This window comes from Aliidongia dinghuensis (genome assembly GCF_014643535.1).
GTDB classification, from domain to species: Bacteria; Pseudomonadota; Alphaproteobacteria; order ATCC43930; family CGMCC-115725; genus Aliidongia; species Aliidongia dinghuensis.
In genome coordinates, this window is record NZ_BMJQ01000003.1 from 44,976 (window position 1) to 57,416 (window position 12,441).

Consider the following 12,441-nt stretch of genomic DNA (forward strand, 5'->3'; position numbering starts at 1 on the left):
AAATGAAATCCGCCGGCCCTTCGCAGAGCCGGCGGATCATAAGGCTTGGACCCGGGATGCCCCGGCTCAGATGTTGAGGCGCTCAGATGTTGAGCGGCAGGCCCGAGGTCGCGAGGGCTGCTTCCTTGACCGCCTCATTCAGCGTCGGATGCGCGTGGCAGGTCCGGCCGATGTCTTCCGAGGACGCGCCATATTCCATGGCGAGCGCCACTTCGGCGATCATCGTCCCGGCGTCCGGGCCGATGATGTGGCAGCCCAGGACCCGGTCGGTCTTGGCGTCGGCAATGAACTTGACGAAGCCTTCGGTATCGCCGTTCGCCTTGGCACGGCCATTGGCCGTGAACGGGAACTTGCCGACCTTGTACTCGATGCCCGCGGCCTTGACCTCTTCCTCGGTCTTGCCGACCGAGGCCACTTCCGGCCAGGTGTAGACGACGGCCGGAATGGCGTCGTAGTTGAGGTGCGGCTTCTGCCCGGCCAGGATCTCGGCGAAGACGACGCCCTCTTCCTCGGCCTTGTGCGCCAGCATCGCGCCGGCGATCACATCGCCGATCGCATAGATGCCCGGGACATTGGTCTGGAAATGGCCGTCGACCTTGACGCGCTTACGCTCGTCGAGCTCGACGCCGGCTTCGGCCAGGCCCAGCTCGTCGGTGTAGGGACGCCGGCCGATCGAGAGCAGCACGACATCGGCCTTGAGCTCTTCCTTGTCGCCGCCGGCCGCGGGCTCGAGCGTGAGCGTGACGCTGGTCTTCGTCTTCTTGGCGGCCGTGACCTTGGTCGAGAGCTTGAACTGCATGCCCTGCTTGGCGAGCGCGCGGTTCAAGGCCTTGCCGACCTCGAGGTCGAGGCCCGGGGTGATGCGGTCGAGGAACTCGACGACGGTCACTTCCGCGCCGAGACGGCGCCAGACCGAGCCCAACTCGAGGCCGATGTAGCCGCCGCCGATCACGACCAGGTGCTTCGGCACCTTCGGGATCTCGAGCGCGCCGGTCGAGGACACGATCTGCTTCTCGTCGACCTCGACGCCTGGCAGCGGCATGACGTCGGAGCCGGTCGCGATCAGGATGTTCTTGGTCTCGATCGTCTGGCTCGTGCCGTCGGCTGCCGTCGCCGTGACCTTGCCGGCCGCGGCGATCTTGCCCGTGCCCTTGACCCAGGTGATCTTGTTCTTGCGGAACAGGAACTCGACACCCTTGGTGATGTCCGAAACGACCTTGTCCTTGCGTGCCAGCATGGTCGCAAGGTCGAGCGCCACGCCCGAGACCTGGACGCCGTGCGCGGCCAGCGCGTGGTTCGCTTCCTCGAACTTCTCGGACGACTGCAGCAGCGCCTTCGACGGGATGCAGCCGACGTTGAGGCAGGTGCCGCCCAGGCGCTCGTTCTTCTCGACGCAGGCGACCTTCATGCCCAGCTGGGCCGCGCGGATGGCGGCGATATAGCCGCCCGGGCCGCTCCCGATGACGACGAGATCGTAGCTGTCGGTCATGATTCTCTTTCCGTTATGGCTGCGGGCCCGTCACCGGGCCCGCAGGATCTTGATTACATGTCCAGCAGCAGGCGCTGCGGGTCTTCCAGGTTTTCCTTGACGCGAACCAGGAAGGTGACCGCCTCGCGGCCGTCGATGATGCGGTGGTCGTAGCTCAAGGCCAGATACATCATCGGCCGGATCTCGACCTTGTCGCCGATCGCGACCGGGCGCTTCTGGGTCTTGTGCATGCCCAGGATCGCCGACTGCGGCGGGTTCAGGATCGGCGTCGACATGAGCGAGCCGTAGACGCCGCCGTTCGAGATCGTGAAGGTGCCGCCGGTCAGTTCCTCGATCGAGAGCTTGCCGTCGCGCGCCTTCTTGCCGTAGACGCCGATCTGCTTCTCGATGTCGGAGAAGCTCATCACGTCCGCGTCACGCACCACCGGCACGACGAGACCGCTCTCGGTGCCGACCGCGACGCCGATGTCGTAGTAGTTCTTGTAGATGAGCTCGTCGCCCGAGATCTCGGCATTAACCGCCGGCAATTCCTTCAAGCCTGCGATGCAGGCCTTCACGAAGAAGGACATGAAGCCGAGCTTGACGCCGTGCTTCTTCTCGAACGCGTCCTTGTACTGCTCGCGGATCGCCATGATCGCCGTCATGTCCACCTCGTTGAAGGTGGTGAGCATGGCGGCCGTGTTCTGGGCTTCCTTGAGGCGCTGCGCGATGCGCTGGCGCAGGCGCGTCATCTTGACCCGCTGCTCGCGCGGGCCGGCCTCGCGGGCCTGCACCACAGGCGCTGCCGGAGCCGGGGCCGCAGCCGGAGCGGCCGTGCCCGTCGCGATCGCACCCAGCACATCACCCTTGGTGAGCCGGCCGTCCTTGCCGGTTGCCGGAATGCTGGTGGCGTCGAGCTGGTTCTCGGCGACGAGCTTGCGCGCGGCCGGGCCCGAGCGGTCGAGATCGGTCGCGGCCGAAGCGGCGGCAGGAGCCGGCGCCGGTGCAGCCGCCGGCTTCGGCGCCTCGACCTTGGCAGGTGCCGTGGCCGCAGCGGGCTTCGCCGCAGCACCCGCCGCACCCTCGGCGATCACGCCCAAGAGCCCGCCGACAGCGACATTGGCACCTTCCGGCGCCGAGATCTCGCTCAGCACGCCGGTCGCGGGCGAGGGCACGTCCACCGTCACCTTGTCGGTCTCGAATTCGATCAGCGTCTCGTCGATCTTGACACTGTCGCCGACCTTCTTGAGCCAGCGCGCCACAGTGCCTTCGGTCACCGATTCGCCCAGCGGGGGCACCTTGATTTCGGTCGCCATGTTCGGTCCTTGGTTCAGGTTTCAGGTCGAGCGGTGCGGCCGGTCAGTCCCCATCCGGCCGCTTGCCGCCCGTCCCAACAATTGAGGGGTTGGTCAGCGCAGCGTCAGCGCGTCGTCGATGACTTTCTGCTGCTGCGCGACATGCTTCTTCATCGAGCCCGTCGCGGTCGCGGCAGATTCGGCACGGCCGACATAGACCGGGCGCTTCGCCTTGATGTCGAGGCCCGAGAGCAGCGTCTCGATGCGCCGGTCGACGAAGGTCCAGGCACCCATGTTCTGGTGCTCTTCCTGGCACCAGACAACCTCTGCCTTGGTGTAGCGCTTCAATTCTTTGCCGAGCGCGTTGAACGGGAACGGATAGAGCTGCTCGACGCGGACGAGGGCCACGTCCTTGATCTTGCGCTCGGTCCGGGCCGCCAGGAGCTCGTGGTAGAGCTTGCCGCTGCACAGCACGACGCGCTTCACCTTATCGTCGGCGACGAGCTTCTCGGCCTCGCCATAGACGCGGTGGAAGGTCGTGCCCTCGGCCATGTCGGCGAGGTTCGACAGCTTCGCGCGCAGCATCGACTTCGGCGACATGATGATGAGCGGCTTGCGGAAGTTCCGGCAGACCTGCCGGCGCAGCGCGTGGAAATAGTTGGCCGGGTTCGAGATGTTGCAGACCTGGATATTGTCCTCGCCGCACATCTGCAGATAGCGCTCGAGGCGCGCCGAGGAATGCTCCGGCCCCTGCCCCTCGTAGCCGTGCGGCAGCAGCATGACGATGCCCGACATGCGGAGCCACTTCGATTCGGCGGACGTGATGAACTGGTCGATGATGACCTGGGCGCCGTTCGCGAAGTCGCCGAACTGGCCTTCCCAGAGCACGAGCGCGCGCGGCTCCGCCATGGAGTAGCCGTAGTCGAAGCCCAGCACCGCCGCTTCCGACAGGAAGCTGTCAATGATCTCGACCTGGGCCTGGCCCTCGCGGATGTTGTTCACGGGCAGATAGGTCTGCTCGGTCTCCTGGTCGACCAGCACGGCGTGCCGGTGCGAGAAGGTGCCGCGGCCCACGTCCTGGCCCGACAGGCGCACGAACATGCCGTCCGCCGCGATCGAGCCGAACGCCAGCGCCTCGGCCGTGCCCCAGTCGAAGCCCTCGCCGGTCTCGAACATCTTCGCCTTTTCCTGGAACAGGCGAACGAGCTTGCGGTTGAGGTTGAAGCCTTCCGGCACGGTCGTGAGCGCCTTGCCGATCTGCTTCAGCGTCTCGAGCGGCACTGCCGTATTGCCACGGCGGTCGTCGTCCGGCGCCAGGCCGAAGCCGGCCCAGGCGCCCTCGAACCAGTCGGCCTTGTTCGGCTTGTAGCTTTTCCCCGCCTCGAACTCGGCTTCCATCTTGGAGAGGAAGTCGGTCACGATCTGGTCGGACTTGGCCTGGTCGAGCGTGCCTTCGCCGACCAGCTTCTCGGCATAGATCTGCCGGGTCGTCGGCTGGGTCGCGATCTTGCGGTACATGAGCGGCTGAGTGAACGCCGGCTCGTCCGTCTCGTTATGGCCGTGGCGGCGATAGCAGAACATGTCGACCACCACGTCCTTCTTGAAGACCTGGCGGAACTCGGTCGCGATGCGGCAGACGTGGACCACCGCCTCCGGATCGTCGCCGTTCACGTGGAAGATCGGCGCCTGGATCGACTTCGCCACGTCCGAGCAATAGGGGCCCGAGCGCGCATATTGCGGCGCCGTGGTGAAGCCGATCTGGTTGTTGATGATGAAATGGATCGTGCCGCCGGTGCGATAGCCCTTGAGCTCGGTCAGGTCGAGCGACTCGGCGACCAGGCCCTGGCCGGCGAACGCCGCGTCGCCGTGGATCAAGAGGCCCACGACCTGGGTGCGCTCGATATCACCGCGCTGGCGCTGCTTCGCGCGCACCTTGCCCAGCACCAGCGGATTGACCGCCTCGAGGTGCGACGGGTTCGCGGTCAGCGACAGATGGACGGTGTTGCCCTCGAACTCCCGGTCCGACGAGGTGCCGAGATGGTACTTGACGTCACCCGAGCCCTGGACGTCCTCCGGGTTCGCCGGATTGCCCTGGAATTCGGAGAAGATCGCGGCGAAGCGCTTGCCCATGACGTTGGCGAGCGTGTTCAGGCGGCCGCGATGGGCCATGCCGAGCACGATCTCCTTGACGCCAAGGCGACCGGCCGTGCGGATGATCTCCTCCAGCGCCGGGATCATGGTCTCGCCGCCCTCGAGGCCGAAGCGCTTCGTGCCGGTGAAGCGCTTGTCGAGGAAGCGCTCGAAGCTCTCGGCAGCCGTCAGGCGCTCCAGAAGCTCGGTCTTCTCCGTCGCGGGGAAATTCGCGCGGTTGAGCGCGCCTTCGATCTGCTCCTGGATCCAGGCCTTCTGGGCCGGATCCTGGATGTGCATGTATTCGACGCCGACGCTGCCGCAATAGGTATCGCGCAGCACCGCGTAGATTTCGCGCAGCGTGGCATTCTCGAGGCCGAGCACGCCGGCGATGTAGATCGGCCGGTCATAGTCGGCATCGGTGAAGCCGTAATGCTCTGGGTGAAGTTCCGGATGCGGCTCGGGCTTGTGGAGGCCGAGCGGGTCGAGGCTCGCCTCCAGATGGCCGCGCACGCGATAGGCGCGGATCAGCTGAAGCGCGCGGATCGAATCCGTCGCCGCCTGCTTCACCGCCTCCTCGGACAAGACCGGCGCCGTGGCGCCATTGGTCTTCTTGGCCGGGGCGGCACCGGCGCCGTCGCTGCCGATGATCCGCTTCGCGATCTTCTGCCAGCTCGGTCCCTTGACCTCGGCCTGGACCGAGACGGCATCGTCCCTGAGCTCATCGAAGAAGCTCCGCCAGCTCTGATCGACCCCGTTGGGATCGCTCAGATAGTGCTCGTAGAGTTCGGCGATGAAGGCCGAGTTAGTGCCATAGAGGAAGGTGGCTTCGCGGGTCTGCGCCATTTTGTTCGAGCGGCCGCTTGACGCGGCCGCTCTCTCTGCTGGGGTTGGTTAGGTTCGCTCTCGGGGCTCCGATGCGCCTCAGCCCTTGAAGGCCGAGAGCATCGTGGAGCCGAGCGACGCCGGGCTGTCGGCGACATGGAAACCGGCACTGCGCATCGCCTCGAACTTGTCGGCGGCGGTACCCTTGCCGCCCGAGATGATGGCGCCGGCGTGGCCCATGCGGCGTCCCGGCGGGGCGGTGGCGCCGGCGATGAAGCCGACGATCGGCTTCTTGGTCTTCGACTCCCGAATGAACTGGGCCGCATCCTCTTCGGCCGAACCACCGATCTCGCCGATCATGATGATGCCCTCGGTCTCCGGATCGTCGAGGAACAGCTTCAGCGAATCGATGAAGTTCGTGCCGTTGACCGGGTCGCCGCCGATGCCGATGCAGGTCGACTGGCCGAGGCCCACGGCCGAGGTCTGTGCGACCGCCTCGTAGGTCAGCGTGCCCGAGCGGCTGACGATGCCGACCTTGCCGCGGCGGTGGATGTGGCCCGGCATGATGCCGATCTTGCACTCGCCCGGCGTGATGACGCCCGGGCAGTTCGGCCCGATGAGCCGCGACTTGGAGCCGCCGAGCGCCCGCTTCACCGTCACCATGTCGAGCACGGGAATGCCCTCGGTGATGCAGACGATGAGCGACACCTCGGCGTCGATCGCTTCCAGGATCGCGTCGGCCGCGAACGGCGGCGGCACGTAGATGACGCTGGCGTCGGCCTTGGTCACGTGCACCGCCTCGGCGACGGTGTTGAACACCGGCAGGTCGAGATGCTTGGTGCCGCCCTTACCGGGCGTCACACCGCCGACCATCTTGGTGCCGTAAGCCAGCGCCTGCTCGGAATGGAAGGTCCCCTGCGCGCCGGTGAAGCCCTGGCAGATGACCTTCGTATTGGAATTGACCAGAACGGCCATTACTTGGCCTCCTTCACGGCTTTGACGACCTTCTGGGCGGCATCCGCGAGATTATCGCCGGCCAGGATGGGCAGACCCGATTCGGCAAGGATCTTCTTGCCGAGCTCGACATTGGTGCCTTCGAGGCGCACGACCAGCGGCACGTCGAGGCTGACCTCACGCGCGGCGGCGATGACGCCCTCGGCGATCACGTCGCAGCGCATGATGCCGCCGAAGATGTTGACGAGGATGCCCTCGACGTTCGGGTCCGAGAGGATGAGCTTGAACGCGGTGGTGACACGCTCCTTGGTGGCACCGCCGCCGACATCGAGGAAGTTCGCCGGCTCGCCGCCGTAGAGCTTGATGATGTCCATGGTCGCCATGGCGAGGCCGGCGCCGTTCACCATGCAGCCGATGCTGCCGTCGAGCTTGACGTAGTTGAGCCCGTGCTTGCCCGCCTCGAGCTCCGAGGGGTCTTCCTCGTCGGCGTCGCGCAGCTCTTCGACATCCTTGTGGCGGAAGAGCGCGTTGTCGTCGAAATTGACCTTGGCGTCGAGGCAGAGGACGTCACCGGCGCCGGTCACGACCAGCGGGTTGATCTCGACGATCGAGGCGTCGAGCTCGTGGAACGCCTTGGACAGCGCCAGGATGAACTTCGTCGCGGTCGAAACCTGCTTGCCTTCGAGCCCGAGGGCGAAGGCGATCTGGCGGGCGTGGAACGCCTGCACGCCGGTCGCAGGGTCGATCGCGACCTTGATGATCTTCTCCGGCGTGTTATGGGCGACCTCTTCGATCTCCATGCCGCCTTCGGTCGAGGCCATGATGGTGACGCGGCCGGTGGCGCGGTCGACCAGCATGCCGAGGTAGAGCTCGCGCTTGATGTCGCAGCCTTCCTCGATGTAAACGCGCTTAACTTCCTTGCCGGCCGGGCCCGTCTGCTTGGTGACGAGCACCTTGCCCAGCATGGCCGCCGTGTTGGTCGCGACGTCGTCGATCGACTTCACGACGCGCACGCCGCCCTTGCCCTGGGGGTCGTTGGCGAAGTGGCCGGCGCCGCGGCCGCCCGCGTGGATCTGGGACTTCACCACCCAGACCGGACCGCCCAGATCGGCCGCGACCTTCTTGGCCTCTTCCGGCGTGTATGCGACGCCGCCGCGCGGAACGGCGACGCCGAACCCCTTCAGCAAGGCCTTCGCCTGGTACTCATGAATATTCATTGATGCGCGCCCCTCGGGATTGTCGGGGTCCGGCCCGCGGGCGCCGGGGCCCGCCGGACCGGACCTGCCGAACGCTTAAGCTTGGACGTTCTTGGCGACTTCGCAGAGCGTCTTGACCGCGGCCACCGACTTGTCGAAGCCGGCCTTCTCTTCCGCCGCGAGATCGATCTCGACGATCCGCTCGACGCCCTTCGCACCGATCACGACCGGCACGCCGACATAGAGGCCGTCGACGCCGTACTGGCCGGTGAGATAGGCGGCGCAGGGCAGCACCCGCTTCTTGTCCTTGAGGTAGGACTCGGCCATGGCGATCGCCGAGGACGCCGGCGCGTAGAAGGCCGAGCCGGTCTTCAAGAGCGCCACGATCTCCGCACCGCCGTCGCGGGTGCGCTGGACGATCTTGTCGAGCTTGTCCTGGGTCGTCCAACCCATCTTGACCAGGTCCGGCACCGGAATGCCGGCAACCGTCGAATAGCGCAGCAGCGGCACCATCGTGTCGCCGTGGCCGCCCAGCACGAAGGCGGTGACGTCCTCGACCGAGACCTTGAATTCCTCGGCCAGGAAATAGCGGAAGCGCGCGCTGTCGAGCACGCCGGCCATGCCGACGACGCGCTCGTGCGGCAGGCCCGTGGCCTCCTGCATGACCGAGACCATGACGTCGAGCGGGTTCGTGATGACGATCACGAAGGCGTTCGGCGCATGCTGCTTGATGGCGGCGCCGACCTGGCGCATCACCTTGGTGTTGACGCCGATCAGGTCGTCGCGGCTCATGCCCGGCTTGCGCGGGATGCCGGCGGTCACGATGATGACGTCGGCGCCGGCGACGGCCGCGAAGTCGTTCGAGCCGGCCATGACGGCGTCGAAGCGCTCGACCGGCGAGGCCTCGGCGAGGTCGAGCGCCTTGCCCTGCGGCACGCCTTCGGCGATGTCGACCAGGGTGACATCGCCCAGGTCCTTGAGGCCGGCGAGGAGCGCGAGCGTACCGCCGATCTGACCGGCGCCGACCAATGCGATCTTGTTACGTGCCATGGAATTCTTCCCTTCGGTTGCCCTGGGATCGGGCGGCATGGAGCAGACCCCGCGCGAATCGCGGCGCCTGTTGGAATCTCCGCCGTGCAGGTTGCCCTGCCAGAGCGGCGGTCTTAGCGCGAAACGCCGGGGCCAGCAAGCAACTCGGAATGCGCAGCATCCCTGCCATCCGGCGATGCGTAGGATTGGGTCCGGCGGCTCGAAATATAGTCGATCGACTGCATCTCCATTAGGCGGGACACGGTTCGTTCAAACTCGAAAGCCCCGTCGCCTTCGGTGTAAAGCTGGGCGGGCTCGGCCGCGGCCGAGATCACGACATGCACCTTGGCCTCGTATAAGGCATCGATGAGCGTATTAAAGCGCTTCGCCTCGTTACGATTTTCCGGGCCGAGCTGCGGCACGTTCGCGATCACGACGCTCTCGAAGCGCTCGGCAATCGCCAGATAGTCGCCCGCGCCGAGCGGCTGGCCGCACAGGTCCTTGAAGTCGAACCAGGCGACGCCCATGGCCTGGCGCGGCACCCGGACCGGATGCCTTTTCACCTCGAGCACGAGCGGTGTCGGCTTGGTGCCGTCGGTCAGTTCCGTGAAGGTTTCCTCGAGCGCCTCAGCGGTCGCCTCGCCGAGCGGTGCGTAATAGACCGGCCGGCCGACCAGCCGCATCAGCCGATAGTCGCGGCCGTTGTCGAGCTCGAGCACGTCGAGCTCTTCCTTGATCATGGCGATGAACGGCACAAAGCGCTCGCGCTGCAGCCCGTCCTTATAAAGATCGTCGGGCTCGCGGTTCGAGGTCGCGACCACGACCACGCCGGCGGCGAACAGCGCCTCGAACAGGCGGCCCAGGATCATCGCGTCGGCGATGTCGGTCACCTGGAACTCATCGAAACAGAGGAGCGTCGCGCCGCGGGCGATCTGGGACGCCAGCACGGCCAGCGGATCGGTGATCTTGCTGGTGCGAAGCGCGTAGAGCCGGTCGTGCACTTCCTGCATGAAAGCGTGGAAATGGACCCGGCGGCGCGCCTCGACGGCGCTCGTCTCGAAGAACAGGTCCATGAGCATGGACTTGCCGCGGCCGACGCCGCCGTAGATGTAGAGTCCACGCGGCGCCTTGGGCGCGTCGCGATGCGGGTTGAGCCCCAAGAACGCGCGCCATCCGGTCGGCGCCGCCGCCGGCGGTTCGGGCCGGTAGGACAGGAGTGCCCGATGCAGCGACTGCAGCTTCTCCGCCGCCAGCTCCTGCATCGGATCCGGCTTCAGCAAACCGGCTGCGCGCTTCGCGCGGTAGGCCGGCATCGGTCCCGGATGGGTCTCGAGCGTGGCGGTCGGGGCGATGGGTTCGGGCGGTGGGTCTGAAAAGAGTCGCATCGACGATCTGGCGAGCGGCAGGGCAGCCGCGAAAGAACCTGACTCTGCGCGCTCTTGCAACGCAAAAATCTGCAGTGAAAGCTACTCGAAAGCTTTGAATGCTTCACTCGGGGCTATGTTGCATCCGCGAAGCCTGGCAGCAAGCCCACCGCCGCACGGTCAGCCCCTCGCCTGACGCATGCGACGGCCAGCGACTTATGCGCAGGCCAGATGGGTCGGCGCATGATTTAATCAATCCGTGGTTGAGCAGAAGCGGCAAACGGCCCACACTCCTCTGTTACCTCACCGAGGAGACGCGTCATGCCCTTCGCACCCGGCTTCATCCTGTCGGAGGCTCAGGCTCTGCTCACACTCGCAGGCCTCTCCGAAGACACGGTTCCAGGCACCTCCCCGCCTCCGCCGCCGGCAGGCTGGGCGTTGTCGTTCCAATCACCCGAGCTCGGCCCGTTCGACAATTTGTTCCAGCTCTGGCGCAACGGCGCCGTGCCCGGCCAATACGCGGTCGCCATCCGCGGCACGGTCGAGGAGACCGGCAGCATCATCGAGGACCTCGCCTCGCTGATGATTCCAGCGAGCTTCCAGGTGACGGTCGACAGTCTCACCATCTCGTTCCAGTTCGCCGCCGAGCCCCAGACCGGCGTCAAGCCGGCCGGCCTCCACCTGGGTTTCACGCTGGGCGCGCTCTTCCTGCTGCTCGACCCGGACCATCTCGGCGTCAACGGCATCCTGGCGCAGCTCGCCGCCCTGCCGCCGAACAGCGAAGTCTATATTGTCGGCCACAGCCAGGGTGCGGCACTGGCGGCCCTCGTCACCTCGTACCTGCGCTATCCCAATTACCTGACTGACGCGCTGCCGCCGCTCAGCTACAAGACCTACGCCTTCGCGCAGCCGAAGCCGGGCAACGACCATTATTCCTGGGACTATGAGCAGGCGGTGGTGAGCCAGGGCCTGGGGTTGCGCATCACCAACCCGCTCGACTGGGTGCCGCAGGTGCCCTTCACCATCGAGTTCCTGCAGGACATCAACACGCCGAACCCCTTGAGCACGGTGACCGGCTTCAGCGGCGCGATCGCCGGCACCGTCGCAACCGCGATCCAAGCGGCCGTAGCATTCGAGGAATCGCAGGCGCTCACCTGGGCGACCGGGTCGTTCCGCAACCTGCCTGCCCTGGTCGAGGCGAAAGGCAAGCCGGCCGGCCTGCTGCCTGGCGCCGCACCGCTCTCGATCCTGGCGTCGTTCAATTTCATGCCGGCCGGCGCGGAGATCGCGCTGGTCGCGAATACCGCCTACACCGATCCCAACGATGAGTTCAGCCAGCACCATGTCGCGACCTATCAGGCACTGCTGACCCAGACCTTTGGCTGAGCGGGGCGCCCTTGGGGATGCCCTTGGAGATGCTGGGGCGGGATGCTGAGACGCAATGCCGCCGCTCCCCAAGGGCTTCTCATTGGGCTATGAAGGACCATTTAGTGGAATTTCCGCGCCCAAGACGCGCCGCCGCAGGACGATCCGCCCGATCATGAGCTATTTCGATCTCGAGAGTTTTGCCGCCACTCCGCTCGTCACCGAGCCGTTCCCCTATCTGATCGTGCCGGGCTTCCTCAAGGCCGACGTCCGCGCCGCGGTCGCCAAGGACTATCCCGAGATCGCGAAGCCCGGCAGCTTCCCGACCAGCGAAGTCAATTGCGCGGGCCATTTCAAGTCGATGCTGGAAGAACTCGAAGGGCCGGCGGTGCGCGCCGCCTTCGCCGAGAAATTCGACATCGATCTCACCGAACTGCCGACCATGGTGACGGTGCGCGGCCAGGCGCGCGCCAAGGACGGCCGCATCCATACCGACAGCAAGAGCAAGGTCATCACGGTCCTGCTTTATATGAATGGGCAGTGGGAAGCGCCGGGCGGCCGGCTGCGCCTGCTGCGCTCCGCCGACAGCCTGGACGACGTCATCGCCGAGGTGCCGCCGGACGAAGGCACGCTCTTGGCCTTCCTGGTGACGCCCAATTCCTGGCACGGCCATCAGCCGTTCGTCGGGCCCCGCCGGGTGATCCAGCTCAACTGGGTGACCGGCGAGGACGTCGTGCGCCACGAGCAGGCGCGCCACCGCTTCTCGGCCCGCATGAAGAAGATCCTGCCCTGGGCGTCGTAGCCAGACGGATATT

General features: G+C 66.1%; 9 protein-coding genes. 2 read left to right on the top strand and 7 right to left on the bottom strand.

Annotated elements, in window-relative coordinates; genetic code table 11:
- Window positions 1-82: 82 nt before the first annotated feature.
- The 7 genes from lpdA to zapE form a co-directional block, all read right to left on the bottom strand.
- Window positions 83-1,489, bottom strand: a complete 1,407-nt coding sequence (gene lpdA / locus IEY58_RS06175) for a dihydrolipoyl dehydrogenase (RefSeq protein WP_189043675.1) — start codon at window positions 1,487-1,489, stop codon at window positions 83-85.
- A gap of 53 nt (window positions 1,490-1,542) precedes the next feature.
- Window positions 1,543-2,784, bottom strand: coding sequence for a 2-oxoglutarate dehydrogenase complex dihydrolipoyllysine-residue succinyltransferase (gene odhB, locus IEY58_RS06180; RefSeq protein WP_189043677.1), 1,242 nt, complete (start codon window positions 2,782-2,784; stop codon window positions 1,543-1,545).
- 93 nt (window positions 2,785-2,877) lie between these two features.
- Window positions 2,878-5,739, bottom strand: coding sequence for a 2-oxoglutarate dehydrogenase E1 component (locus tag IEY58_RS06185; RefSeq protein ID WP_189043679.1), 2,862 nt, complete (start codon window positions 5,737-5,739; stop codon window positions 2,878-2,880).
- Window positions 5,740-5,817: 78 nt separating this feature from the next.
- On the bottom strand, window positions 5,818-6,693 hold the full coding sequence (gene sucD, locus IEY58_RS06190; protein WP_189043681.1) for a succinate--CoA ligase subunit alpha: 876 nt from the start codon (window positions 6,691-6,693) through the stop codon (window positions 5,818-5,820).
- Window positions 6,693-7,889, bottom strand: a complete 1,197-nt coding sequence (sucC, locus tag IEY58_RS06195) for an ADP-forming succinate--CoA ligase subunit beta (RefSeq protein WP_189043683.1) — start codon at window positions 7,887-7,889, stop codon at window positions 6,693-6,695. Before sucC ends, sucD begins: the two co-directional genes overlap by 1 nt.
- Before the next feature lie 75 nt (window positions 7,890-7,964).
- A complete protein-coding gene (mdh, locus tag IEY58_RS06200) occupies window positions 7,965-8,918 on the bottom strand; it encodes a malate dehydrogenase (protein WP_189043685.1) in 954 nt (317 codons plus the stop codon).
- Between the two features lie 113 nt (window positions 8,919-9,031).
- Window positions 9,032-10,210, bottom strand: a complete 1,179-nt coding sequence (gene zapE, locus IEY58_RS06205) for a cell division protein ZapE (protein ID WP_229743569.1) — start codon at window positions 10,208-10,210, stop codon at window positions 9,032-9,034.
- Window positions 10,211-10,582: 372 nt separating this feature from the next.
- On the opposite strand from zapE, the gene IEY58_RS06210 reads away from it, so the two are divergent.
- Complete coding sequence (locus tag IEY58_RS06210) at window positions 10,583-11,647, top strand: lipase family protein (RefSeq protein WP_189043689.1); 1,065 nt, start codon at window positions 10,583-10,585, stop codon at window positions 11,645-11,647.
- A 154-nt stretch (window positions 11,648-11,801) separates the two neighbouring features.
- Window positions 11,802-12,428, top strand: a complete 627-nt coding sequence (locus IEY58_RS06215) for a 2OG-Fe(II) oxygenase family protein (RefSeq protein ID WP_189043691.1) — start codon at window positions 11,802-11,804, stop codon at window positions 12,426-12,428.
- The last annotated feature ends 13 nt before the right edge of the window (window positions 12,429-12,441 follow it).